The 25,431-nt window shown below is 69.5% G+C and carries 24 protein-coding genes; 7 read left to right on the plus strand and 17 right to left on the minus strand.

Annotated elements, in window-relative coordinates:
• Positions 1-114: 114 nt before the first annotated feature.
• Positions 115-1,230 (plus strand): ABC transporter ATP-binding protein, encoded by a 1,116-nt coding sequence (locus FHU39_RS13715; protein WP_183321178.1) that lies wholly within the window; start codon positions 115-117, stop codon positions 1,228-1,230.
• Between the two features lie 215 nt (positions 1,231-1,445).
• The gene (locus FHU39_RS13720; protein WP_183321738.1) at positions 1,446-2,687 is read left to right on the plus strand and encodes a DUF4032 domain-containing protein; all 1,242 of its coding nucleotides are present in this window, start codon (positions 1,446-1,448) and stop codon (positions 2,685-2,687) included.
• Positions 2,688-2,694: 7 nt separating this feature from the next.
• On the opposite strand, the gene FHU39_RS24280 is transcribed toward FHU39_RS13720, so the two are convergent.
• The 4 genes from FHU39_RS24280 to FHU39_RS13740 all read right to left on the minus strand — a co-directional run bounded on the left by FHU39_RS24280 (position 2,695) and on the right by FHU39_RS13740 (position 6,601).
• A complete protein-coding gene (locus FHU39_RS24280) occupies positions 2,695-3,324 on the minus strand; it encodes a TM2 domain-containing protein (RefSeq protein WP_246336570.1) in 630 nt (209 codons plus the stop codon).
• 87 nt (positions 3,325-3,411) lie between these two features.
• A complete protein-coding gene (gene rlmB / locus FHU39_RS13730; RefSeq protein WP_183321179.1) occupies positions 3,412-4,368 on the minus strand; it encodes a 23S rRNA (guanosine(2251)-2'-O)-methyltransferase RlmB in 957 nt (318 codons plus the stop codon).
• Positions 4,369-4,370: 2 nt separating this feature from the next.
• The gene (cysS, locus tag FHU39_RS13735) at positions 4,371-5,798 is read right to left on the minus strand and encodes a cysteine--tRNA ligase (RefSeq protein ID WP_183321180.1); all 1,428 of its coding nucleotides are present in this window, start codon (positions 5,796-5,798) and stop codon (positions 4,371-4,373) included.
• 164 nt (positions 5,799-5,962) lie between these two features.
• Positions 5,963-6,601: an MBL fold metallo-hydrolase gene (locus FHU39_RS13740; protein ID WP_343065950.1), complete on the minus strand. Its 639-nt coding sequence runs from the start codon at positions 6,599-6,601 to the stop codon at positions 5,963-5,965.
• 115 nt (positions 6,602-6,716) lie between these two features.
• On the opposite strand from FHU39_RS13740, the gene FHU39_RS13745 reads away from it, so the two are divergent.
• Complete coding sequence (locus FHU39_RS13745; protein ID WP_183321182.1) at positions 6,717-7,610, plus strand: hypothetical protein; 894 nt, start codon at positions 6,717-6,719, stop codon at positions 7,608-7,610.
• On the opposite strand, the gene ispF is transcribed toward FHU39_RS13745, so the two are convergent.
• Genes ispF through FHU39_RS13760 form a run of 3 tightly spaced genes read right to left on the minus strand, consistent with a single transcriptional unit; the run spans position 7,611 to position 9,939 of the window.
• Entirely contained in the window at positions 7,611-8,093 is a 483-nt protein-coding gene (gene ispF / locus FHU39_RS13750) for a 2-C-methyl-D-erythritol 2,4-cyclodiphosphate synthase (protein ID WP_183321183.1), read from the minus strand.
• Positions 8,090-9,418 carry a 2-C-methyl-D-erythritol 4-phosphate cytidylyltransferase gene (locus FHU39_RS13755; protein WP_183321184.1) on the minus strand — a complete coding sequence of 443 codons (1,329 nt, stop codon included), beginning with the start codon at positions 9,416-9,418 and terminating at the stop codon, positions 8,090-8,092. The genes ispF and FHU39_RS13755 overlap by 4 nt, the downstream gene beginning before the upstream one ends.
• 38 nt (positions 9,419-9,456) lie before the next feature.
• Positions 9,457-9,939, minus strand: a complete 483-nt coding sequence (locus tag FHU39_RS13760; protein WP_183321185.1) for a CarD family transcriptional regulator — start codon at positions 9,937-9,939, stop codon at positions 9,457-9,459.
• Positions 9,940-10,172: 233 nt separating this feature from the next.
• On the opposite strand from FHU39_RS13760, the gene FHU39_RS13765 reads away from it, so the two are divergent.
• The gene (locus tag FHU39_RS13765) at positions 10,173-10,733 is read left to right on the plus strand and encodes a hypothetical protein (protein ID WP_183321186.1); all 561 of its coding nucleotides are present in this window, start codon (positions 10,173-10,175) and stop codon (positions 10,731-10,733) included.
• Positions 10,734-10,804: 71 nt separating this feature from the next.
• Here the strand turns inward: FHU39_RS13765 and FHU39_RS13770 are convergent, their stop codons facing one another.
• Complete coding sequence (locus FHU39_RS13770) at positions 10,805-11,488, minus strand: response regulator transcription factor (protein WP_183321187.1); 684 nt, start codon at positions 11,486-11,488, stop codon at positions 10,805-10,807.
• Positions 11,485-12,639, minus strand: coding sequence for a sensor histidine kinase (locus FHU39_RS13775; RefSeq protein WP_183321740.1), 1,155 nt, complete (start codon positions 12,637-12,639; stop codon positions 11,485-11,487). Before FHU39_RS13775 ends, FHU39_RS13770 begins: the two co-directional genes overlap by 4 nt.
• Positions 12,640-12,803: 164 nt before the next feature.
• Between FHU39_RS13775 and phoU the strand changes: the two genes are divergently transcribed.
• Positions 12,804-13,472 (plus strand): phosphate signaling complex protein PhoU, encoded by a 669-nt coding sequence (gene phoU / locus FHU39_RS13780; RefSeq protein ID WP_183321188.1) that lies wholly within the window; start codon positions 12,804-12,806, stop codon positions 13,470-13,472.
• 264 nt (positions 13,473-13,736) lie between these two features.
• Here the strand turns inward: phoU and FHU39_RS13785 are convergent, their stop codons facing one another.
• From FHU39_RS13785 to mshA, 3 genes are read right to left on the minus strand one after another with little or no spacing between them, the layout of a single operon-like run.
• On the minus strand, positions 13,737-14,480 hold the full coding sequence (locus FHU39_RS13785; RefSeq protein WP_183321189.1) for a phosphoglyceromutase: 744 nt from the start codon (positions 14,478-14,480) through the stop codon (positions 13,737-13,739).
• 9 nt (positions 14,481-14,489) lie between these two features.
• On the minus strand, positions 14,490-14,999 hold the full coding sequence (locus tag FHU39_RS13790) for a YbjN domain-containing protein (protein ID WP_183321190.1): 510 nt from the start codon (positions 14,997-14,999) through the stop codon (positions 14,490-14,492).
• Positions 15,000-15,027: 28 nt separating this feature from the next.
• A complete protein-coding gene (mshA, locus tag FHU39_RS13795; protein WP_183321741.1) occupies positions 15,028-16,308 on the minus strand; it encodes a D-inositol-3-phosphate glycosyltransferase in 1,281 nt (426 codons plus the stop codon).
• Positions 16,309-16,425: 117 nt separating this feature from the next.
• Between mshA and FHU39_RS13800 the strand changes: the two genes are divergently transcribed.
• Positions 16,426-17,220, plus strand: coding sequence for a class I SAM-dependent methyltransferase (locus FHU39_RS13800; protein WP_183321191.1), 795 nt, complete (start codon positions 16,426-16,428; stop codon positions 17,218-17,220).
• 222 nt (positions 17,221-17,442) lie between these two features.
• The gene (locus FHU39_RS13805) at positions 17,443-20,550 is read left to right on the plus strand and encodes an AfsR/SARP family transcriptional regulator (RefSeq protein WP_183321192.1); all 3,108 of its coding nucleotides are present in this window, start codon (positions 17,443-17,445) and stop codon (positions 20,548-20,550) included.
• A 130-nt stretch (positions 20,551-20,680) separates the two neighbouring features.
• Here FHU39_RS13805 and FHU39_RS13810 read toward each other — a convergent pair whose 3' ends face one another.
• The 5 genes from FHU39_RS13810 to FHU39_RS13830 form a co-directional block, all read right to left on the minus strand.
• Entirely contained in the window at positions 20,681-21,511 is an 831-nt protein-coding gene (locus FHU39_RS13810) for a peptidase inhibitor family I36 protein (RefSeq protein ID WP_183321193.1), read from the minus strand.
• Positions 21,512-21,545: 34 nt separating this feature from the next.
• Entirely contained in the window at positions 21,546-22,409 is an 864-nt protein-coding gene (locus FHU39_RS13815) for a peptidase inhibitor family I36 protein (protein ID WP_183321194.1), read from the minus strand.
• Between the two features lie 172 nt (positions 22,410-22,581).
• A complete protein-coding gene (manA, locus tag FHU39_RS13820) occupies positions 22,582-23,757 on the minus strand; it encodes a mannose-6-phosphate isomerase, class I (RefSeq protein WP_183321195.1) in 1,176 nt (391 codons plus the stop codon).
• A 16-nt stretch (positions 23,758-23,773) separates the two neighbouring features.
• A complete protein-coding gene (locus tag FHU39_RS13825) occupies positions 23,774-24,100 on the minus strand; it encodes a DUF2516 family protein (RefSeq protein WP_183321196.1) in 327 nt (108 codons plus the stop codon).
• 40 nt (positions 24,101-24,140) lie between these two features.
• The gene (locus tag FHU39_RS13830; RefSeq protein ID WP_343065896.1) at positions 24,141-25,115 is read right to left on the minus strand and encodes an asparaginase; all 975 of its coding nucleotides are present in this window, start codon (positions 25,113-25,115) and stop codon (positions 24,141-24,143) included.
• Between the last annotated feature and the right edge of the window lie 316 nt (positions 25,116-25,431).

Raw genomic sequence — 25,431 nt, forward strand, 5'->3', positions numbered from 1 at the left:
TCCGATCCCCGGACCGGTTATGGTGTGTCTGGCGTCACACGGCCAGTGTGGCGTCGAACCCCATTCACAACGGATCGTCCGGCACGTACCTGCCGGTGAAGGAGTTGCATCACCATGGCCACAGTCACCTATGACCAAGCCACCCGCGTTTATCCCGGCGCCGAAACCGCTTCCGTCGACAAGCTCAACATCGACATCCAGGACGGCGAGTTCTTGGTCCTCGTCGGCCCTTCCGGATCGGGAAAGTCCACCGCACTGCGCATGCTCGCCGGCCTCGAAGAGGTCAACGAGGGCCGCATCCTGATCGGCGACCGTGACGTCACCAACCTGTCCCCCAAGGACCGCGACGTCGCAATGGTCTTCCAGAACTACGCGCTGTACCCGCACATGTCGGTCGCCGACAACATGGGGTTCGCGCTCAAGATCGCCGGTGTGCCCAAGGCGGAGATCCGCAGCCGCGTCGAGGAGGCCGCGAAGATCCTCGACCTCGAGGGCTACCTGGACCGCAAGCCGAAGGCGCTCTCCGGTGGTCAGCGCCAGCGCGTCGCGATGGGCCGGGCGATCGTCCGCTCCCCGCAGGTCTTCCTGATGGACGAGCCGCTGTCCAACCTCGACGCCAAGTTGCGTGTCCAGACCCGCACCCAAATCGCTTCTCTGCAAAGGCGATTGGGTGTCACGACCGTCTACGTCACCCACGACCAGGTCGAGGCCATGACGATGGGCGACCGGGTCGCGGTCCTCAAGGACGGACTCCTGCAGCAGCTCGACACACCGCGCCGGATGTACGACCACCCCAACAACGTCTTCGTCGCGGGCTTCATCGGCTCCCCGGCGATGAACCTGCTGGAGGTGCCGATCACCGACGGCGGCGTGAAGCTCGGTTCGCTCGTCCACCCGGTCGACCGCAACAAGCTGGCCAAGGCCGAGACCACTGTCACCGTCGGCATCCGCCCCGAGGACCTGGAGCCGACCACCGAGGGCGGCATCCCGGTCGAGGTCGACGTGGTCGAGGAGCTCGGCGCCGACGCGTACATCTACGGCCGCACCACGATCGGCAACCAGCCGGGCGAGAAGCAGCTGGGCGGCTCCGAGGACGAGAAGCAGATCGTCGCCCGCGTGGACGGCCGCAACGTGCCGGACAAGGGGCAGACGATCAACTTCAAGCCCAAGGGCGACGGCGAGCACCTGCACCTGTTCCACCCGCAGACCGGGGAGCGCATCGAGTCCTGACCCGACCCGAGCCTGACGCGTCCCTCCGACCGACAGGCTCACCAACGCACCGACAGGCCCAGCAATTCCCCCGAATTGCTGGGCCTGTCGGTGCGTTGGAGCGGCGTTTCTGGGCCTGTCGGCATTGGGGGCGGTCCGGTCATGGGCGTCGGTATGGCGCGACGTCGCGCGCCGGGTGCGCCCCGCCATACCGGCGGAGGGGCAGAATGGGTGACGTGGCACTGGACATGACGACCGCCCGACCGTGGCCCGCGCTGCTCGACCTGCCGTGGCGCCTGCCGCTGGAGGAATGGCCCGAGGACCTGCTCGCCGCGCTGCCACGCGGCATCTCGCGGCACGTGGTGCGCTTCGTCCGACTGGAGGGCCGCGTCGTCGCGGTCAAGGAGATCAAGTCCGACATCGCCCGCCGCGAATACAACATGCTGCGCATGCTGCGCCGCCTCGACCAACCGGCGGTCGAGCCGATCGGTGTGGTCAGCGGGCGACTCACCAAGAGCGGCGAACCGCTCGACGCGTGCCTGCTCACCCGGCACCTGCAGTTCTCCCTCCCCTACCGCGCGATGCTCAGCCAGAGCCTGCGGCCGGAGACGGCGGCCCGGCTGATCGACGCGCTCGCCGTGTTGCTGGTGCGGTTGCACCTCATCGGCTTCTGGTGGGGCGACGTGTCACTGTCCAACGCGCTCTTCAAGCGCAGCGCCGGCGAGTTCGCGGCATACCTCGTCGACGCCGAAACCGGTGAGCTGCACGACAAACTCAGCAACGGGCAGCGGGAGCACGACCTGGACATCGCGCGGGTGAACATCGCCGGCGAGCTGATGGACCTGCAGGCCGGCGGGTTCGTCGACGAGACGCTCGACCCGATCGACGTCTCGGACCGGATCATCGAGCGCTACACGGTGCTGTGGAACGAACTCACCGCCGTCGAGCGCTTCAACGTCGGGGAGCGCTGGCGGGTCGACGAGCGGATCCGGCGGCTCAACTCGCTCGGTTTCGACGTCGGCGAGCTCGACATCACCACCGACTTCGACGGCGCGACCATCCAGATCCAGCCGAAAATCGTTGACGCCGGCCATCATTCGCGTCGGCTGCTGCGGCTGACCGGTCTGGACGTCGAGGACAACCAGGCCCGCCGGCTGCTCAACGACCTGGACTCCTACCGCGCCGCCCACGACCGGCAGAACGACGACGAGGAGCAGGTTGCGCACGACTGGCTGATGCACATCTACGAGCCGGTCACCCGCACCGCGCCGCCGGAGATGCGCCGCAAGATCGAGCCCGCCGAACTCTTCCACGAGGTGCTGGAGCACCGGTGGTACATGTCCGAGGCGGCACACCGCGACTTCCCCATCGAAGAGGCCGCGCGCGACTACATCGCCAAGGTGCTGCCCGCGAAACCGGACGACAGCGCGGTGGTCGGCGTCGACACCGAGGAGATGCCGGTGCGCGCGCGGACCTGACCGCCGGCTACGCCAGCGGCCTTCCCTCCGAGTCGTTGATCTTGCGCAGCAACAACAGGATGAAGTCGATCAACGACCAGACCCCGCACGCGCCGAGCGTGATCAACTTCACCACGCCGAGGCCGATCTGGCCGAGGTAGAACCGGTCGACACCGAGGTAACCGAGGAAGAACGACAGCAGCACCGCGGTCAGCCAGTCCTTGTCGGAGAAGATCCCCGGCACCTGCTTGGCCGGGAAGACCGCGCCCGACGCTGCGTCCCGGATCGGTGATTCGCCCTTGAGTGCGCCCGCAGCCGCCATCTGCGCCAGCTGCGAGTACGGCACCGGCCCCTGTTCCTGCCCCATGGTGAGCAGGTAGAACATCGGCTCGTTGCCCTTGGCGTACTGCGGCTGCCCGTACGGCGATTGGCCGTATTGCGGTTGCCCGTAGGGCTGTTGCGGCTGGCCATAGGGCTGTTGCGGTTGCTCGTATGGCGCCTGCTGCCCCTGGGGTGCCTGCTGGCCATACGGCGACTGCGGCTGGCCCTGCTGCGGCGGCTGCCCGTACGACGGTCCCGAGTAGTCACTCCCCGAGGACGCGCCGTCACCCTGCGGGGCGTCCTCGTTGCCGGGGTAGCTGCCGTTGAAGTTGCTCATGTCCTGCCCTCGATCGTCGCGGTTGCCCGAAACCCTAACCGCAGACCGCGGTTGTTCCGAAGAAGGCTCCGCCCTGCGGGCGGCGTGTCACTGCTCGCTGCGCAGCCGAGTGACCTCGTAGAGCGTCACCGACGCGGCGACGCCGGCGTTGAGCGACTCGACCGACGAACTCATCGGCACCGACACGATCTGGTCGCAGGTCTCGCGCACCAGACGCGACAGTCCCTTGCCCTCGGAACCGACGACGATCACCAGTGGTTCGGTCGCCAGCTGCAGACCGGGCAGCTCGACGTCGCCGTCCATGTCGAGGCCGATGACGAAGAAGCCGGCCTTGCGGAAGTCGGTGAGCGTGCGCGTCAGGTTGCCGGCCAGGGCCACCGGCACCCGGGCCGCGGCTCCGGCGGAGGTCTTCCACGCCGCGGCCGTCATACCTGCCGAACGGCGTTCGGGGACGATGACGCCGTGCCCGCCGAACGCGGCGACCGAGCGCAGGATCGCGCCGAGGTTGCGCGGGTCGGTGATGCCGTCCAGCGCCACGACCAGCTGCGTGCCGGGTGCCTCGGGGTTGAGCAGGTCGTCCGGGTGCGCGTACTCGTACGGCGGCACCTGCAGCGCCAGCCCCTGGTGGGGTGTCCCGTCGGCGAGCCGGTCGAGCTCGGGACGTTGCGCCTCCATGATCGGGATGACCCGGTCGGCAGCGAGTTTCAGCGACTCCTTGACGCGTTCGTCCGCATCGATGCGGCCGGCGACGTACAGCGCGGTCGCGGGTATGCCGACGCGCAGCGCCTCGAGCACCGAGTTGCGGCCGACGATCAGCTCACCGGACGGCTTGGCGTTCTTGGACGGCCGGCGCGGGGCCGACTTCTGCCCTGCGTCCGTCTTGCGAGCTGCCTTGTAGGCCTTGTGATTCGGGCGATCGCTCGCCTTCGGTGTCGGGCCCTTGCCCTCCAGCGAACGGCGCCGGTGACCGCCGGTGCCGACGGTCGCGCCCTTCTTGGAGTTGCCCTTGCGGATCGCCCCACGGCGGCTTGAATTGCCAGGCACGCTCAGTCCTCCGGTTCGTCTTGTGGCTTGCCCGTCACCGTCCACCGCGCACCGTCCGGCGAGTCCTCCACTGCGATGCCGGCGGCGGTGAGCTGGTCACGGATCCGGTCGGCGGTGGCGAAGTCACGCTCCTTGCGGGCGTGCGCTCGGGCCTCGATCAACGTCTCGACCAGTGCTTCCAGGGCGTCCGCCGTCGCACTGTCCCCACCCGAACTCCATTGTGGGGCAAGCGGGTTCACGCCGAGAACCTCGGTCATGGCGACCACCTGCGCCGCGACTTCCGCGGCCCGGTCCGGGTCGCCCTCGTCGAGTGCGATGTTGCCCTCCCGGATGTGGTCGAAGACCACGGCGAGTGCACCGGACACGTTGAGGTCGTCGTCCATCGCCTCCGCGAACTCCGTCGGTATGGCGCCGTCGGCCGCGACCCCGTCCGGCAGGGCCCGGCCGAGGAAGCCCTCGATGCGCTCGACCGCGGCGGCCGCCTCGTCGAGCGAACCGCGCTGGTATTCGATCGTCGACCGGTAGTGCACTGCGCTCAGGTAGTAGCGCAGCACCAGCGGCCGGACCGTCTTGGTCAACTCGAGCACCGCGAGGCTGTTGCCGAGCGACTTGCTCATCTTGTCGCCGGCGATGGTGACCCAGTTGTTGTGCATCCAGTAACGCGCGAACCCGAGTCCGGCGCCACGGGATTGGGCCTGCTCGTTCTCATGGTGCGGGAAGCGCAGATCGATGCCGCCGCCGTGGATGTCGAAGGTGTCGCCCAGCCAGCGGCGGGCCATCGCGGAGCACTCCAGGTGCCACCCTGGCCGACCGTGCCCCCACGGCGTCGGCCAGGACGCGGTGCCGGGCTCGCCCGCCTTGGCGCCCTTCCAGAGCGCGAAGTCGCGCGGGTCGCGCTTGCCGCGCGGGTCGGCGTCGGCCGCCGACTCCATGTCGTCGATCTTCTGCCGGGTCAGCTGGCCGTACTCGGGCCACGACCGGACGTCGAAGTAGACGTCGCCGGAGCCGTCCTCGGCCGGGTACGCGTGGCCCTTGTCGATGAGCAACTGCATCAGCTCGACCATGTCGGTGACGTGCCCGGTCGCGCGCGGCTCGTAGCTGGGCCGCAGCACCCCGAGCCTGTCGAGCGCGTCGTTGGTCTCGCGCTCGAAGTCGTAGGACCACTCGTTCCACGGCACGTCGTGCTCGGCGGACTTGGCCAGGATCTTGTCGTCGATGTCCGTGACGTTGCGCACCAGCGTCACGTCATACCCGTGCCCGGTGGTGAGCCAGCGACGCAGGATGTCAAAGGCGACGGCGAAGCGGACGTGCCCGATGTGCGGCGCGCCCTGCGTGGTGAGCCCACAGATGTAGATGCCGACATGTCCCTCGCGCAACGGCTCGAAGGGCCGTTGCGTCCCGGTCGCGGTGTCGAATATCTGCAAAGTCACGCAGGCGAGTTTATCTGCCGCGAGCCGCTCCCCGAACCACGCGCCCGGTCAGCGCCCCCGGTCGATCCAGACACGCGCGGGCTGACCGGTCATCCAGACACGCGCGGGTTGAGTAGAGCCGGAGGAGCGCAGCGGGGGAAGGCTCGTATCGAAACCGCGCCCGGTCAGTGGCCGCGGTCGATCCACTCCTGCAGGTGCGGCGCCTCCGCGCCGACGGACGTGTCGTCGCCGTGGCCGGTGTGTACGACGGTCTCCGGCGGCAGCGTGAGCAGCTTCTCGCGGATGGACTCGATGATGGTGCCGAAGTCGCTGAACGACCGCCCGGTCGCGCCCGGTCCGCCGTTGAACAGCGTGTCGCCGCTGAACAGCACGCCCTGCGCCTCGAGCAGGAAGCAGCAGGCACCCGGCGAATGTCCCGGCGTGTGCAGGACTTTCAGCTGCGCGCCGCCCACCTCGATGACTTGACCGTCGACGAGTTCGCCGTCCGGCGGCTCACTGATCTCGCGGTCCCACAGCATCCGGTCACCGTCGTGGATCAGCACCTGGGCCTTCGGGTTGAGCTCGATCAGGTCGCCCACGGCGTCGATGTGGTCGTCGTGTCCGTGCGTGCACAGGATGTGGGTGAGCGTGCGCCCACCGACGGCCTGGTGGATGGCTGTCGCGTCGTGTGCCGCGTCGATGACGACGCATTCGTCGTCGTCGCCGACGATCCAGACGTTGTTGTCGACCTCCCACGTCCCGCCGTCCAGGCTGAACGTGCCGGACGTCACCACCTTGTCGATGCGTATGTCGCTCACCGGGATTCCTCTCGTTGCTGCCAATCTCCAGCCTATCGACCACTTGGACGCGGAACCGCGGCCGTCCGGAGCTCGTCGACAGAAGACATCGTGCCGCAGCACTGCGGCGGAATGGAGAGCCATGACCGACCTGACCAGACGCGCCCTGCTCGGCGGTGGCCTCGGCGCTGCCGCGCTGGCCGCCGAGACGACGCTGTCCGCCGCGCCCGCCTTCGCGCACCCGGCGAAGTACAACGAGTACTACCGCTATTTCAAGGTCGGCCCGCGCGGGTATCCGATGCACGACACACCCTGGGCGCCACAGGGATTGACCAACTGGGGACGCGACCGGCTGATCATCAGCTACTACGACGCGCGGTACGAGGGCGGGGACTGGACAAAGCGCGCCAAGAGCCGGATCGTCATCGTGCACCGGGCCAGCCTGAAGCCGATCAAGACGCTGATCCTCAACACCCAGCGCCACGTCGGTGGACTCGCCACCACGAACCACTTCTTCTGGGTGTCGATGGACGGCCGGCTCATCCGCTATCCGATCTCCCGGCTCGGCGCGCCGAGTGGGACGCTGATCCACGCCGATCACGAGGCCGACATCAAGAGCAAGGCGTCCTACGCGTTCGGGCAGGGCGAGAACGTCTGGGTCGGCACCAGCACCCAGTCGCAGCGCTCCACCATGTACCGCTACTCGGTGTCGAGCGGCGGCGGGCTCACCCGCCGCGAGGCGCTGACGACTCCGCCGCGCGTCCAGGGCGTCGCGGTCGTGGGCAACCGGATCGTGTGGTCGACATCGTGGGGCACCAAGGACAGCAGGCTGGTCGTCTGGCCGCGGCACGTGCACTACAACGGCGCCGCGAGCATCGGTAACTGGATCACCTGCCCACCGCGTTCCGAGGGCCTCGCCTACGCCAACGGCCACCTGCACCTGATCTACGAGTCGAGCGCGGACCGTTTCCGGGCCGGCACCCCGCACGTCATCCGTAGCATCCACCACGGCACGATGCCGTCGCTCAACGGTTGATCATTCGATCTGTATGACGAGCGCGGTCGCAATGGCCGCGACGCCTTCCCCCCGGCCGGTGAGGCCGAGGCCTTCGGTCGTGGTGCCGGCGACCGAGACCGGCGCACCACCCAGCGCTTCGGACAGCGTCGCCTGCGCCTCGTCGCGGCGCTTGCCGATCTTGGGCCTGCCCGCGATGACCTGCACAGCGACGTTGCCGATGGTGAAACCGTTGTCGGACAGGATCTTTCGAGCCTCGCCCAGCAAGCGGGCACCCGATGCGCCGGCGATCTCGGGACGGTCGACGCCGAAGTGCGCGCCGAGGTCGCCGAGGCCCGCCGCGGAAAAGAGCGCGTCACACATGGCGTGCGCCGCGACGTCGCCGTCGCTGTGCCCTTCGACGCCGCGCTCCCCCGGCCACTGCAGACCCGCCAGCCAGAGCGGGCGGTCGTCGGTCGCGTAGGCGTGCACGTCGACGCCGATGCCGGTGCGCGGAAGGTTCATGAGTCGCTCCTCATCCGGTCGATCACGGTCTCGGCCAGTTGCTCAGGGGTGGCGGAGGCGCTGTCGAGCCGCAGATCCGGGCCCCACAGGTGATATTCGCGGTCGAGCACCTGCTGCCAGGTCGGCACCGTCAGGCCGGGTATGTCGGAAACCCGTTCGCTGACACGGGATTCGTGCAGCGCAGCGTCCGAGCACTCCAACTCGACCTCCAGCACGCGGGCGCCGTGCCGGGCGGCGACGTCGCGCCACCACTGTCGTGTCTCGGGCACCGGGTTGACCGTGTCGGCGACCACGGACAGGCCCAGCGCGAGCTGATCGCCGGCCACGCGGAAGGCCACGGCATACCCCTCGGGGCCGCTGATGCGCTTCGCGAAGCCGGTGTGCACCAGGGTGGCTTCGATGGTGTCGACACGTATGTGCACCACCGGGATCCGCCGGGCGAGGGCCCGCGCGAGGGTGGTCTTGCCGGCGCCCGGCAGGCCACCAAGGATGATCAGGGTTGGCGTAGCGTTCGGTCTCGATACACCTCCACCGCTTCGCTCCTCCGGCACTCGACCCGCAGATGCGGCCAGGAGACGCTCGGCCGCTGCGATGTCCGGGGGCAGGGTGATCTTCAGCGCCAGCGGATCGCCGTCGATGACCTGCACCGTGCCGCCGGAGCGCTCGATCAGCATCGCGTCGTCGGTCGCCGCACCCCCTCGGGCGTGCGCGGCCACCAGCGCGGCGCGGCGGAAACCCTGTGGCGTCTGGACCGCACGCAGCGTCCACCGATCCGGGGTGGCGACGACCCGGCCGTCGACGCCGACCTGCTTGATCGTGTCGCTGACCGGCAGCCCGGGCACGACACCGTCGGCACCGGCGGCGACCGCGTCGGCCACCGCGTCGAAGAGTGACGGCGGCGCCAACGCGCGGGCCGCGTCGTGGACCAGCACGATGTCGACTGCGGGCGGTAGTGCGGCCAGGCCGGCGGCGACCGAGTCGGTGCGTTCGGCCCCACCGGGGACCACCGTGACGCCGGGTAGCAGGTCCTGGAACTCCGTCAGGTGGGTGGCGGGTGCGACCACGACGATGGCGGGGCCGGCGCCGGGTTTCGATACGGCCTCCGCAGGCTCCGGCCTACTCAACCCGCAAGAACCCGCCTCCGCAGGCTCCGGCCTACCCCTCGATACAGCCTCCGCAGGCTCCGGCCTGCTCAGGGCGGCGCTCACTCCGGCACGGGCGACGGCGTGCTCGACCAGCGTGCGGCCGCCGATGCGGACGAGCGCCTTCGGCATACCGGCGCCCAGCCGCACCCCCATCCCGGCGGCCACGACGACAACGCCCACGGCAGAAGAGCCGTGGGCGTTGTCAGCGGATGTGTGGTTCAGGAGGCGAGCACCTCGTCGAGGGTGGCCTCCGCCTTGTCCTCGTTGGTGTGCTCGGCGAGCGCCAGCTCGGACACCAGGATCTGCCGTGCCTTGGCGAGCATGCGCTTCTCACCTGCGGAAAGACCGCGATCCTGGTCACGACGCCACAGGTCGCGGACGACCTCGGCGACCTTGATGACGTCACCGGACGCGAGCTTCTCCAGGTTGGCCTTGTAGCGACGCGACCAGTTGGTCGGCTCCTCGGTGTGGTCCGCGCGCAGCACCTCGAAGACGTGGTCGAGGCCCTCCTTGCTGACGACGTCACGCACCCCGACCAGGTCGCAGTTCTCGGCCGGAACCTCGATCTTCAGATCGCCCTGGGCGACCTTGAGAACCAGGTACTGCTTGTCCTCTCCCTTGATCTTGCGGACCTTGATCTCTTCGATGAGGGCCGCTCCGTGATGCGGGTAAACGACCGTCTCGCCGACCTTGAAAACCATGTGTTGTTTTCCCCTTTCGCGACATTCAGAATATCACGAGTTGTGCAGGTCACATAAACGTTTCCGCAGGTCAGCGCCTTGCACAGGCGTCCAAGGGAGTCTTGACAAGCGGCGTTCGGCATGCTCCGCGCGCGCGAGATCTGATTGTCGGAGACCGGGCGGGCGACATACCGCTCGAGACTCCCGGTCCTGCCCGGTCGAAAGCTGCGCAGCGGGACCGATAGGCTGCGCGTGTGACGCGACGACTGTCTTCCCGACTCAATCCGGTGTCCCGGCCCGCCATTGGCGCACTGGCCCTGGCAGCGACCGCGACGACGCTGAGCGGTTGCATGTACCTCTCGCCGGCGCAGACGACCAAGAGCTACGACGCCGCCGACGGCACCAACCAGACGCTCGGCGACGTGCAGCTGCAGAACCTGCTGGTCGTCACCAGCGCGAAGGGACAGCAGGGCCAGCTGGAGGGCCTCGCGGTCAACAACGGCCAGTCGTCGGTCAAGCTCACCATCAAGGCGGGCTCGGCCTCGACCAAGCTGACGATCCCGCCGGCGACCGCGGTCCGGCTGGACGGCAAGCGGTCCGGTGACGACACCGCGACCGTCTCACCCGTGACGGTGGCCTCGGTCGCCGCCGCACCGGGTGGCTACCAGAACATCAGCTTCAGCACCCCGGCCAACGGCACGACCGACGTCCAGGTGCCGGTCCTGCTCGACCAGTACCCCTACGGGACGGCGAGCGAAGCGCACCCGTCATACACCCCGCCGCCGGACACCGAGACGCACGAGCCGCCGGCCTGATCGGCGCCCCGCACGACACGATCGGCCCCTGACACGCGTTGTCAGGGGCCGATCTCTGTATGCCGTCCGCGTCAGGGGGTCTCGAACTTGTAGCCCAGACCGCGCACGGTGACGATGAACCGCGGGTCGCCCGGATCGGGCTCGATCTTGGCACGCAGCCGCTTGATGTGCACGTCCAGCGTCTTGGTGTCCCCGACGTAGTCGCTGCCCCAGATGCGGTCGATCAGCTGGGAGCGGGTCAGCACCCGGCCGGTGTTGCGCAACAGCAGCTCGAGCAGCTCGAACTCCTTCAACGGCAACGCCGCCGGCTGCCCGTCGACCACGACCGTGTGCCGCTCGACGTCCATCCGGACCGGCCCGCCCTCGAGCGTCGCCGGGAGCAACTCCTCGGCCTCCTGACCGCGCCGCAGCACCGCCTTGACCCGGGCCAGCAGCTCCCGCGCCGAATAGGGTTTGGTGACGTAGTCGTCGGCCCCGATCTCCAGGCCGACGACCTTGTCGACCTCGCTGTCCTTGGCGGTGAGCATGATGACCGGCACGTTCGACTTCTGCCGCAGCACCCGGCACACCTCGATGCCGGACATACCCGGCAGCATCAGGTCGAGCAGCACCAGATCCGCTCCGGTGCGGTCGAATTCGAGCAGTGCGTCGGGGCCGGTCTCGGCGAGCGCGACGTCATACCCCTCCTTGCCGAGCATGTAGGTGAGCGGGTCCGAGATGGACACTTCGTCCTCGACGACGAGGATGCGCGTCATGGGGTGACCTTCCGTGTTGTGTCAGGTATGGCGGGGGTGGTTGGCGAAGCAGCGGGCAGCCGCATGGTGAACGTGGATCCCTGGCCCTCCTCGGACCAGACGGTGACCTCGCCGCCGTGGTTGGCGCAGACGTGCTTGACGATCGCCAGGCCGAGTCCGGTGCCTCCGGTGCGTCGGGAGCGGGCGGCGTCGACCCGGTAGAAGCGTTCGAAGATCCGGTCCAGCTCGCCGGCGGGTATGCCGGAGCCCTGGTCCTTGACGACCACCGAGACGAGGTCGGCGTCGCTGCGCACCGTGACGCTCACCTGCGTGTCGTTGTCGGAGTAGTTGACGGCGTTCTCGACGAGGTTGCGGATCGCGGTCGTGACGAGATTCTCGTCGCCATACACCTTGGCCTGTGCGGCGAAGCTGGTGAGGATCCGAATCCCCTTGTCCTCAGCGAGAAGTCGCACGTGCTCGACGGCGTCCTGTGCACAGCCGACGACGTCCACCAGCACCGGGTCGTCCAGGGTGTCGCCGACCTGCAGCCGCGACAGCTGGACGATCTCCTGCACGAGGCGACCCAGCCGGATCGTCTCGACCTGCATGCGGCCGGCGAAGCGGTGCACGGCCTCGCTGTCGTCCCTGGCCTCGTCGACGGCCTCGGCGAGCAGGGTCAGCCCGCTGACCGGGGTCTTCAGCTCGTGCGACACGTTGACGACGAAGTCGCGGCGGATGTCCTCGACCCGCTGCGCCTGGGTGCGGTCCTCGATGAGCAGCAGCACGTGGCGGTCGCTGAGCGGGGCGACGCGGACACCGAGTGCCAGGTGGGCACCACCGAGCGGGCCCCGCGCGACCTCGAGCTCGACCTCCCGGGACTCGGCTTCGCGGCGCACTTCGCGCACCAGGTCGAGCATCGCGGGGTGCGACACCTCCGACGCGCGGACCAGCCCCAGCGCGCCGGCGGTCGGGGCCGACCACACGACCTGGTCGGACGCGTCGACGACGATCACGGTCGAGTGCAGCACCCGGAGCACGTCGATCACCGCCGGGGTCAGCGGAGAGGTCTGCGGGACGGTCTCGCGCGCTTCGGGACGTCGGTGGCGGCGCACCACGAGACCGGCCACGAAGCCCACGACGAGGGCGATCACCGCGGCGACAACTGCGACCATCACGGCGCCCAATGTACGCACCCCGGACACCCGTTTTTCACCTCAGCGGTCCTGTATGCCGACTGTCCGATGAGCGTTAATGTGTGCGTCTCCTGTTGTTCACCCGGCGCAGCGACCCTTCAACCGGAACAACCGGGACCGACCCACGACAGCAAGGGATGCACATGCGCGACGCTTTCCACGACGACCTCGACAAGGTGTCGGACGACCTCGTGGAGATGACCACGATGGTCGGGGCCGCGATGCAACGCGCCACCAGGGCGCTGCTGGACGCCGATCTCTCCGCGGCCGAGAGCGTGATCGCGGCCGACGACGACATCGACGCCCTGCGCCGCGAGGTGGACGACCGGGCGGTCGACCTGCTGGCCCGGCAGCAGCCGGTCGCCACCGACCTGCGGATGGTCGTCACCGCGATGCACATGGCCAGCGACATCGAACGGATGGGCGACCTGGCGCGCCACGTGGCGAAGGCGGCCCGGCGGCGTTATCCGGACGGTGCCGTGCCTGCGGAGCTGCACGGCACGATCGATCGGATGGCGCAGGTGGCCGATCGGCTGGTCAAGGCGACCGGGCAGGCGATCGCCGCCAAGGACGTGCAGGGCGCGGTGGAGATCGGCCGGATCGACGACGAGATGGACGATCTGCACCGGGCGATCTTCGCCGAGCTGCTCGGGCACAGCTGGGACCACGGCACCGAGGCCGCGGTCGACACCACGTTGATCAGCCGCTACTACGAGCGGTTCGGCGATCACGCGGTCGCCGTCGCCGGACGGATCGTCTACCTGGTCACCGGCCGCTACGGCAGCAGCGCGGAGGGCCTGTCGCGCCGCTGACACGCCCCTCCCCCTGCCGCCCGTCCCCCGTCCCCCGGCGCTTTCCCCCGCGCCCGCCCCCCGGCGCTTCTCTCGCGCCGCCCGTCCCGCGGCGCTTCCCCCTTGCCGAGAGGCCCCGCAACGACCGAGAGGCCCAGCAACGACCGAGAGGCTCAGTTGATCGGGCCAAAATCGGCCACCTCGGCCGGGATCAACTGAGCCTCTCGGAAATTAGTGAGCCTCTCGGCAATTAGTGCGCCCCTGGGTGATTAGTGGGCCTCTCGGTCAGCGGCCCTGGTTGGCCACGGCCTCCGCAGCGGCCTTCGCCGCCACCGGGTCGAGGTATTCACCGCCGGGAACGGTGGGCCGCAGTTCGTCGTCGAGCCGGTAGAGCAGCGGCTGGCCGGTGGGGATGTTCAGGCCGGCGATGTCGTCGTCGCTGATGTTGTCCAGGTGCTTGACCAGGGCGCGCAGCGAGTTGCCGTGCGCCGCCACCAGCACCGTCCGGCCGTCCTTCAGGTCGGGCACGATCGCCTGCTCCCAGTAGGGCAGGAACCGCGCCACGACGTCCTTGAGGCATTCGGTGCGGGGCAGTTCGTCACCGAGGTCGGCATACCGCACGTCGGCGTCCTGGCTGTATTCGCTGCCGGCCTCGATCGGCGGCGGCGGCACGTCGAACGACCGGCGCCAGGTCATGAACTGCTCCTCGCCGAACTCCGCCAGCGTCGCCTTCTTGTCCTTGCCCTGCAGGGCGCCATAGTGCCGCTCGTTGAGCCGCCAGCTGCGCCGCACCGGGATCCAGTGCCGGTCGGCGGTGTCCAGCGCGATCGCCGCCGTCGTGATCGCGCGGCGCAACAGGGAGGTGTGCACCACGTCGGGCAGCAGGCCGCCCTCGACCAGCAACTCACCGCCGTGCACCGCCTCGGCCCGCCCGCTCTCGCTCAACGGGACATCGACCCAGCCGGTGAAGAGGTTCTTGGCGTTCCACTCGGACTCGCCGTGACGAAGCAACACAAGGGTGTAGGTCATGGCGCCATCCTATTCAGCGGCGGCTGCGTCCTCGCCGTGGTCCAGCAGGTGGCGGAACGCCTCCAGGTTGCGTGTCGACTCGCCCCGGCTGATCCGCCAGTCCCACTCCTTCTGCATCGAGGTGCGGAAACCGATCACCAGCAGCTCGTTGAAGATCTCGTCGGACGCCTCGAGCACCGTCCCCAGCAGCGTGTCGAGGTATGCCGTGTCGACGGCCGCCACCGGTGTGCGGCTGATCACGAAGACGTCGCCGTGCTCGTCGGTCGCGTAGGCGATGCCGGGACGGCGCAGGTTGCGTCGCAGCAGGAACCGGTAGAACTCGGTCTCGTTCTCGTCGGGGTGTCGTATGACGAACGCCGTCGCCGTCAACGAGTGTTCACCGACCAGCAGTGACACGACGGTCTTGAGCTTGCGCTCCCCCGGCAGCGTCACGACGAATTCGCCGTCCCGTGCCCCGAGCTCCCACTCGACCTCGGCGTCCTTCAGGTAGTCCTCGACCACCTGTCGGGTGTCTGCCATCTCAGTGCTCCTTCGACGCGGGCGCGGGTTACGGGATCGGTGCGGTCGGGAGGTCGGCGAAGTTCGGCAGGTGCAGCTCCGCCACCACTCCGTCGACCTTCGTGCGGCACGCGTGTTGGTAGACGTCGAGCAACTGGTTGGAGGTTGCGTCCCAGCCGAACGCCGCGGCGTGCTCGATCGCCTTGTGCGACAACTCTTCCCGGCCCGTGCGGTCGTCGAGCAGCCGCGCGACGGCCGTCGCCCAGTCATCCGGCTCATGGCCGTCGACGAGCCGGCCCGCGCTGCCAACGGCATCCGGCAGCCCGCCGACGTTTGCTGCCACGACCGGCGTGCCGCAGGCTTCCGACTCCAGGGCGACCAGTCCGAACGACTCCGAATAGGACGGAACCGCAAGCAGATCCGCGGCGCGGTACCACTGCACCAGCTCCTCCCTGTCGACGGGCGGGACGAACTGCACCACATCGGCGATGCCCAGCTCGCGGGCCAGCTGCTGCAGACCGCGTGGCCGCTCCAGCCCGGTGCCGCTCGGGCCGCCGAGCACGGCCACCACCAGCTTCTCGCGCCGTTCCGGCTCGCGCTCGAGCAGCCGGGCAACGGCACGCAGCAGCACGTCCGGTGCCTTCAACGGCTGGATCCGCCCGACGAAGAGCACCACCTGCGCGTCGGCCGGCAGGCACGTTGCAGCGCGGGCGGCCGCCTTGTCGCCGGGCGTGAACTTCGCCAGATCGACGCCTGGAGAGACGATTTCGACGAGCGCCGGGTCGGCGTCATACAGCTCGACGAGCTCGTGGGCCTCCCGCGGTGTGTTGGCGACGAGCAGGCTGGCCGCGCGCACGACCTGCTCCTCGCCGATCTCCCGCCCGCCCGGTTCGGGCCGGTCGCCGTCGGCGAGCGAGGCGTTCTTGACGCGCGCCATCGTGTGCATGGTGTGCACGAGCGGCACGTCCCAGCGGTCGGCCGCCAGCCAGCCGACCTGGCCGCTCAGCCAGTAGTGCGAGTGCACCAGGTCGTAGTGCCCTTCCGGGCTGTGCGCGACGTGCCGCATCACGCCGGCGGCGAAGGCGCACAGCTGACCGGGCAGGTCGTTCTTGGCCAGCCCCTCATAGGGTCCGGCGTCGATGTGGCGCACCAGCACACCGGGTGCCAACTGGACCGTCTCGGCGAGCGCCGCGGAGGTGCGACGGGTGAAGATCTCGACCTCGATCCCCATGCGACCCAGGCGCTTCGCCGTCTCGACGACGTAGACGTTGAGTCCGCCGGCATCGCCGGTGCCGGGCTGATCCAGCGGCGAGGTGTGCACACTGATCATTGCCACGCGGTGCACAGGACACGGCTGGCACGGGGTAGTCGTCACCCGGCCAGTGTCCCACCCGGGCCGTGCGGACGCCCTCCGTGGGCGGCTCTCGGGCGGGGCCTCCCCTACGCTGTGCCGGTGCGTGCGGACCGTCCGGTGGGAACGATCACGCGTGGCACGACGGCACCGAACCGGCTGCGCCGGTGCGACCGGTGGCTCGTGGCCACGCAGGGGTGGCGGCTGCGTCGCCCGGTCGAACCCCCGACCGTGGTCGACCTCGGGTACGGTGCGGCACCGGTCACCGCCGTGGAGCTGCGCGACCGGATCCGCACCGTCCGCCCGGATGCCCGGGTGGTCGGCATCGAGATCGACCCCGCCCGGGTTGCGGCCGCCCAGGAAGTCGCAGGTGACGGGCTGTCCTTCGTGCGTGGCGGGTTCGAGGTACCGGTGCCCGGTCGGGTCACCGTGGTCCGTGCGTTCAACGTGCTGCGGCAGTATGACGAGGCGCAGGTGTCCGGGGCGTGGCGTCGCCTCCAGGACCGGCTGACCACCGACGGGCTGATCATCGACGGCACCTGCAACGAGATCGGCCGGGTGATGACCTGGGTCGCACTCGATGCGGCAGGCCCGGTGTCGCTCAGCCTGTCGCTGCGGCTGCGCGACCTGGCCACGCCGGCGGTCGTGGCCGAACGGTTGCCGAAGGCGCTGATCCACCGCAACGTGCCCAGTGAGCGGATCCACGCGTTCCTGCAGGCGCTCGATCACGCGTGGGCGAAGGCGGGACCGCACGCGTCATACGGCGCCCGGCAGCGTTTCGTGACGGCAGCCGCCACGCTCCGCGGCGACGGCTGGCCGCTGCTGGACCGGCCCGCCCGGTGGCGACTGGGCGAACTCACGGTGGCCTGGGACGCCGTCGCACCCCGCTGAACGCGGCGATTCCCGTCCCCAACCACCGACCGTCGGCACCAAGGGTCGCCCACCGACCCCAAACCCGTCCCCAACCACCGACCGTCGGCACCACGGGACGCCCACCGACCCCAAACCCGTCCCCAACCACCGACCGTCGGCACCACGGGACGCCCACCGACCCCAGAATCCGCCGCTCCCGGAAAGTCCTTTCCGGTCCGCGAGCGCATTACCGTGAAACGCATGCGTACTCCAGGGGACTGCGCCCGTCTTCGGGCCCTGGGTCATGTAGAGCTCCTCAAGGGATCCACACCGTTACCGCTGAGTCAGTTGGAGCGGTCGTTGCTCGCCCGGGTCGCCCTGTGCCCGCCCGGCGGCTCGGCCACGACCGACTCGCTGGTGCCGTGGATCTGGGGAGACGACCCACCGTCGTCCGCGCGCAACCGCGTGCAGGCGCTCGTGTCCGGCCTGCGCCGCAAGGGTGGCGGGCTGTCGTTGATCGAGACCACCAAGACCGGGTACCGCCTCGCCGACTGTGTGGGATCGGACTACGCCGAATGGCGGGCCCTGGTCGACGCCGAGGCGTCCGGTGCGGACCGCTGGGTCGCGCTGAGCACCGCCACCGATCTCTTCGACGGGCCGGCGCTGCTCAACATCCCCGTCACCGAGGACGTGCACCTCGCCCAGGAGACTCTGGCCGGTGAGCGGCTCGCGGCGCTGGAGGAGTGCAACGAACTCGCCCTCCAACTCGGCGAATTCCGTGGTTTGGCAACCCGGTTGACGTCTCTCGTGCAGGACCAGCCGTTCCATGAGACGTTCGCGGCGCAGCTGATGCGGGTGCTCGCGGCGACCGGCCGTCAGGAGGAGGCGCTGCGGGTCTACCGCGACATCTACCGCAGGCTGGACGACGAGTTGGGGGTGCAGCCCTCGGAGGTGCTGCGGGCAGCGCACGAGCAGGTGCTCAACGGCCCCGTCACCGCGCCGGCCCGCCCGGCGGCACCAGCCACCCCACCGCCTGCCGCCGCACCCGAGGCCGAGCCGGCACCGGCTGACACGGCGGCCGCGCCCACCGGCTCCGCCGGGGTCTCCCAGCTCCCGGTGCCGCGCACCCTCCCCCGCGACCCGTCGCACTTCGTCGGACGCGACGCCGAGACCAATCAGATCCGGCTGGCCGCCGCGAGCGCCACCGACGAGGCGGTCGTGGTCGCGGTCACCGGGCTGACCGGGGTCGGCAAGACCGCGCTCGCGATCCGCGCGGCGCGCCAGGTGCAGGAGCGTTTCCCGGACGGCACCTTGTATGCCGATCTGGGCAGCAACGGGACCCTCGACACGGCCAACATCCTCGGGTCCTTCCTGCGGCTGCTCGGTGTGCGTACCCGTGCGATCCCGGAGGACGCGGCCGCCCGCACCGGCCTGTTCCGGTCCATCCTGGAGACCCGCCGGGTCCTCACCGTGATCGACAACCTGCCCGTCGTCACCCCGGACGTCGCCGAGTCGTTGGAGCAGGTCCTGCCCGCGTCCGCCGGCTCCCTTGCGATCGTCACCGCTCGCGGGATGGACCCGGAGGTGGCCGACTGGACGTCGATCCGGTTGCGGTCGTTGCAGATCGACGACGCCCGCACCCTGCTCGCCGCGCTCATCGGCGAGGAGCGCGTCGCCGCGGATCCCGACGGCGCCACCGCGTTGCTCAACGCGACCGGGCGACTGCCCCTCGCCATCCGGCTGGTCGCCGGCCGGCTGTCCCACCGCCCGGATCGTCGCTTCGCCCCGATGGCCGAGCGGTTGTGCTCCAACTCCGGCGGTCGCGACGCCCTCGACGGCCTGCGCAAGAGCGTCCAGCTGGTGTGGGAGCGGCTCACCGAGGACGACCAGCATGCGATCGCGCTGCTCGCGCACCTGCCGCTCACAGGGGTGAGCGGCTGGATGCCGGGCGCCATACTCCACGACGAGGACGCCGGCGACGACCTCGTCGAGATGCTGCTCGCGACCAACCTGGTGGAGCCGGTCGAACGCGACAACGAATGCACGATCTACCGGCTGCACGACCTGGTCGCGCAGTTCGCCCGCACCCACCATCCGATCGACGACGCCGAAACTGCTGCTGCGACAAAGGATCTGGGTCGCGAGCTGCTCCGGCGCGCCTGCAGCTTCCACGACTCCTTCCATCGGCGCTTCGTGCCCGCGCCACCGCCGATGCCCGACGACGATGCCGCGCCGCTGCCCACCGCCGACGTCGCGGTCACCAGGGCCTTCTTCCGCGCCGACGGTAGGGCCATGCTAGCCGTCGCCGAGGCGGTGCTCGACTCCACGCCCGAGCTGTCCTGGCGGCTGCTCGTGGCAGCGGCCAATGCGCAGCACACGTTCGCCGGGCACAGCGGGTGGCTCGACGTCGCGTCGCAGGTGCGCACGCAGCTGGACTCGGCCTCCACCGACCAGCAGCTCGGCCGTGCCCTGCTCCAGCTCGCCGAGGCCTGGCACCGCCAGGACCTGCGGTCCCAGTCGCGTGAAGCGCTCAGGGCGGCCGGCAGTGCGCGAAAAGCGTTGACGCTGTTGGGCGCCAACCACGCGGCGGCCGCCGCCGACATCGTCACCGCGCAGGCCGCGCTGTCGCTGGGCAGGCGCTCCCTGGTGGAGGCCGCGCTGGAACGCGCCGAAGGACTGCTGCACGACGCCGCCGACCCGACGTATGCCGGCTGGGCGAGCACCGTGCGCGGTGTCATGCTCAACGACTACGACGAACTCGGCTCAGCCGAACACGAACTGATGCGCACCCGTGAGTTGCTCGCCGACGGCGGCGACCGGATCGCCTACGCGACGGCGACGATCGAACTGGCGCGGGTCACCTGGCGCCAGCACCACCTCGGCTCGGTCAACGTGCTGCTCACCGAGGTGATCACGCTGCTGCAGGAGCTGGACGAGCAACACCTGCTGTCCTACGCCCTCGACGCCCGCTCCGAGATGAGCTATCAGCTGGGACGGGACGAGGACGCGTTGCACGAGGCCGAGGTCGTATGGCGCCGCGCCTCCGACGCGCAGGACCTCTTCCTGGCCGCGCGAGCCCGCCGTACCAAGGCCCGCGCTCTCGCGGCACTCGGCCGTCTCGCGGAGGCGGAACAGGAGCTGCGCGAGAGCATCGAGGAGTGCACGGCGCTCGACCGGCCACTCAGCGTCGCCGCCGCGATGCACGACCTGTCGGTGGTGCTGTCCAAACAGGGCGAGCACGCCGCCGCCGCCGAGTTCCGCCGCCAGGAGCGGGCCGCGCGCGCCTCCGCCGACCTCGCCGCCCGGGAGGAGTTCACCGAGGCGTTCGGCCGGGAGCTGGACGACACCGCCGACCCGGCGACCGTCTGACGCACACACAGGTGCGGGTGGGCGCGGCCACTGCGAGGACCACGCCCACCCGGGCTCTGATGTTTCGGCGCTGCGCTCCTTCCGGTCTGCAGAGAGTGCGGTATGGCGCACCTTCTGCGGACCACCAGCGCTAGGACGCCAACTTGTTGTAGTGGAACGGTTTGAACGTGCCGTAGCCGGAGAAGTAGGGATACGGGTCGACCCGGTGGACCGCGCCCTTGCTCCCGCTCTCTTCGTAGGCCCAGTAGGACGTGTGCGCCGAGTTGGCCCACTTCTCGAAGATCACGACGTGCCCCTGGCTGCCGGGGTTGGAGTTGAGCAGCACGTCGCCCTTCTTCAGCGCGGATTTGCTGATGTACTTGCCGTACTTCGGCATACCGGCGGTGGTGGTGCCGGGTTTGGCCAGTCCCCACGCCATCGACACGAATCCGGAGCAGTCCTCGCGGTAGCCCTGGTAGAGGTGCGTCTGGCTGTACGGCACGCCGGCGTCCACCCAGACCTTCGCCCGTGCGATGACCGTGCTGCCGCTGACCGTGCCGGACAGCGCGCCGATGTGGTGGGAGGCGTCGTTGTTCTTCAGCGTCGAGTTCAGATTGGCCTTGGCACCGGCCGCGATCTTCTGCGACGCGCCACCGTAGTTGCTGTTGTAGTAGACGTACACCGGCTTCGACGTACGGTTCCACACCGACGCAGCGTTGTTCTTGATGCACAACCCCTTGCCGTTGCCCGAACCCTTGAAGACGTAACAGGTCGCCTTGTCCGTCCCGTAGTCGCCGACCGACGTCGTGAAGTCCGACACCGACCCGGCCTCACCCGAGTTGTAGTAATAACAGAACTCACCCGATTCACACACCCCGTTGCGCGCCGTCGCCGCATGCGCCGGGACTGCCAGCGCCACGGTTCCGCCGAGTGCGATGGTGCTACCCGCCAGGGCCACCATGGCCTTCTTCCGGAAAGTCATTGCCTAACCTCGCTTCCTGGTTCGGTGGCCGCTGTCAGTGGTTGAACCAGGGCTGCGTCCAGCCGAGGTAGGTCTCGCCGAAGCTCGACTCGATGGTGGCGATGGTCGTCTTGTTGTAGTGACCCGCCTGGTAACGGCCGTTGGCGCCCACATCCGTCGAGGCGAACTGGCCGCCGCCGAGGGACAGCATGACGTGGCCGGCACCGGACGAACCGCCCTTGAAGAACGCCAGGCCACCCGCCGGCACGCTGCGGCTGCCCGCGTGCTTGTCGGCCGCCGGCACCTGGGTCCAATGGACGTAGGCGGTGCTCGATCCGCTGCTGGACCAGCCGTAGGCCAGACCGACGACGTGGTCGCACATCCCGGTGCCGAGCGAGGTGCTGCCCAGGTGGTTCTTCGCCCACGTCACGGCCTGCGCGCACGTGTGCGGGTTGCCGAAGCTGTTCTTGCAGCTACCGGTGCTGATGGCGCCGATGTGGTGGGAGGCGTCGTTGTTCTTCAGCGTCGAGTTCAGATTGGCCTTGGCACCGGCCGCGATCTTCTGCGACGCGCCACCGTAGTTGCTGTTGTAGTAGACGTACACCGGCTTCGACGTACGGTTCCACACCGACGCAGCGTTGTTCTTGATGCACAACCCCTTGCCGTTGCCCGAACCCTTGAAGACGTAACAGGTCGCCTTGTCCGTCCCGTAATTGCCCACCGACGTCGTGAAGTCCGACACCGACCCGGCCTCACCCGAGTTGTAGTAATAACAGAACTCACCCGACTCACACACCCCGTTGCGCGCCGTCGCCGCATGCGCCGGCGCGGACGCCATACCCATCCCCACCCCGGCGAGAAGTGCCGAGGCACCGAGGACTGCTGCTGCGCTCTTGAGGCCTGAACGTGTCGTGACCATGACCGAACTCTCCCTGGAAAGTGTTGTTCTGGAACGACACCCACGATTGCGAGGGGCACTGCGAAAGTGCTGCGGCCGATTCGCAGCGCCGCTGCGCAGCGATCGCAGCGCACGCGTCGTGTTCGCCGATCGTCCAGCGGATCCCGGTCGCCACGAGTGCGGCGACGTGGTCTCAGGAGTTGGCCAGCCCCGAGGTCGCGAGGTAGAGCGTGCCGGTGCCGCGAACGGTGGCGGCGCCGTCGGACGCGCCGAGGAAACACGACTCGCCGGGCATCAGCTCGAGCGCCTCGGCGCCGCACGTGAGTGTGACAGAACCGTGCAGCGCCAACGCGATTCGCGGCCGGTCGGCGGCCGGGAGTGTCACCGGGTCTGGCGCGGGCTCGACGACGTGCAGTTGGAAGTGCGGGACCTCCGCGGGGAACGAGTGGATCCGTCCCGGCGTCGGCCGCTCGGGCACCATCGCCCGGTCGGAGTCGACGATGCGCAACAACTCGTCGATGTTGAGCGGCTTCGGGGTGAGCCCGGCCCGGACGATGTTGTCGGAGTTGGCGAGCAACTCGACACAGGTGCCGTGGACGTACGCGTGCAGCACGCCCGGCGGCACGAAGATGTAGTCGCCCGGCTCCAGCACGCGGTGCACCATCAGCAGCAGCACGACCAGGCCGATGTCTCCGGGGAACTGCCGGGCGATCCGCAGTACGGCGTCGAACGATTCGGCGTCGGCCCCGGAGAGCCGGGCGCTGCAGGCGGCGACGACCTCGTCGACCAGCGTGCGCTGTCGCTCGCCGTCCGCACGGAGTATGTCGGTCAGCAGCGTCGCGACCGGGTCCTCCCGCAGCTCCACCGCGTCGAGCAGCTGCGCCAGGGACGGGACCTCGAGATGTTTCACGACGCGCCGGATGTCGTCATACGGACGCAGCCCGGCGAAGATCTCGAACGACGTAACCGCAAGCAGCGCTTCGGGTTTCGGCCATCGGTCGACGTAGGTGCCGGGCGCCGCGGCGAGCGCCTGCTCGGCGTCGGGGTGTGCCTGGATGGACAGCGCGGTCTGCGGCGCGAGGATCTTCAGCAGGAAGGGGAACCGCCCGTCGAAGTGGCGGGCGACCCGCGGCCCGAGCGCCTGCACCGGGTCTCGTGCGACGAGTTGGTCGAGGGTGACCTCGCCGATCCCGGAGGGTGCGGCTTCGTGCGCACCCATCCACAGCTCGGCCTCCGGCTCCGCCGTGGGTGCTGGACGTCCGGTGAGCTCGGCGAGCACGGTGTGCGAACCCCAGGCGTACGCCTTCACCTGCGGGCGCAGCTTGCCGAGCACCGGCAGCTGCCGGCGGACTGTCTCCCCCTCGATCACGGCCGGCGGTCTCCGGTCACCACGGCCCGTAGGGGCCACTGTTGTTGCGCCGGGCGCGGCCGGTCACCTGCTGCAGCGCGGGCCGCACGTCGGCCAGGTAGACGCCGGCGCCCACGACGGCGATGATCTCGAACATGTTGAGCGGTGCGGTGATCGACAACAGGCCGAGCGCGGCGGCGACCCCGGTGATCGCCAGCCAGAGCGACTTGGTGCGCTTGCCGGCCGCAGGGAACGCGTCCGTCCGCTGACGCAGACAATCGACCAGCGCGAAGAGCTGCATGGCGAAGAGCACCACGCCCAGCACCAGGGCGACGGTCTGCTGCAGGTGGATCAGGTTTCCCATGAGGAAAGCCTAACCCGGCAGCCGACCGCCGCTCTCGGGATCACGGTATGACGGCCGTGATCGCACCCACCGGTTCGCCGTGCCCGAGCACGTCCGCATGGCCGAGTTCGTCGACCGCGGGGCCGCTCACCCCGGCACGACGCAGCAGCTCCGCCATGACGACCGGCCGGGCGCGTTGCCCGCCGTCGGCGATCTTGACCACGAGACCGCGGCCGTCGGCCAGGCCCACGGCATACACGGCCTCGGCACCGTCCTTGGCGATCAGCCCGTCGACGCCCTGGATCAGTTTGGTGACGTCGCGTCGCGTGCCGCCGAGGTATTCGGGGGCGGTGCGGATGCCGTCACGAACCGTCGCCTCGTGGGTGCCGGCCCGGGCGGAGGCGACGGCGCCGAACGCGCGTGCCAGCCCGACCGGCGAGATCGCCATGACGGGCGCGCCGCAGCCGTCGACGGCGATCGAGGCGATCTCCTCGTGCGCGAGTTCACTGATGGTGGCTGCCATCGCCTGTTGCAGCGGGTGCTGCGGGTCGCGGTAGGTCGCGGTGTCCCAGCCGTTCGCGACACAGGTCGCGAGCATGGCGGCATGCTTGCCGGAGCAGTTCTGGGTGATGGAGGTGGCGTCGTGCCCGTCGCGCAGCCACTGGACGCACGCCTGCTCGTCATACGGCAGGTCGGGGGTGTTCTGCAGGTCGGCCTCGGTGAGCCCGGCGCCGGCCAGGATCGCGCGGACACCGTCGAGGTGGAACTGTTCGCCGGAGTGGCTCGCGCTCGCGAGCGCGACCAGCCTGGGCTCGCCGAGTTGCAGCCCGCTGCGCAGCATCGCGAGGGTCTGCAGCGGCTTGTTGGACGAACGCGGGAAGCACGGCGCGGTCGGGTCGCCGAGCGCGAAGTCGACCTCGCCGTCCGGCGTGGTGATCACCGCGACGCCGCGGTGCACCGACTCGATGAAGCCGCCGCGGTCCACGTGGGCGAGGACGGGCGCGTCGGAAAGTGCGCTGAGGGAAGAGGTAGCCACGAAGCCGACGATAGAGCGGTATGACGCCACCGCGCTCCCCGGGTCGGCTGGCGGGTGGTCCGCGGACCGGCGGGCGCGGCTTCGCGGGGTCGCCCGGTGTACCGGACTCCCCAGTGTCGACATACGCGCGGGTACGGCGTCCCGACCGTACCGGAGTCCCCACTGGGGCGACCTATGACCGCGAAACCGGCCACCGGCGTACCGGAGTCCCCACTGGGGCGACCTATGACCGGGAAACCGGCCACCGGAGTACCGGACTCCCCACCGGGGCGACCTATGACCGCGAACCCGGCCACCGGCGTACCGGAGTCCCCCC

The organism is Flexivirga oryzae (assembly GCF_014190805.1).
Classification (GTDB): Bacteria; Actinomycetota; Actinomycetes; order Actinomycetales; family Dermatophilaceae; genus Flexivirga; species Flexivirga oryzae.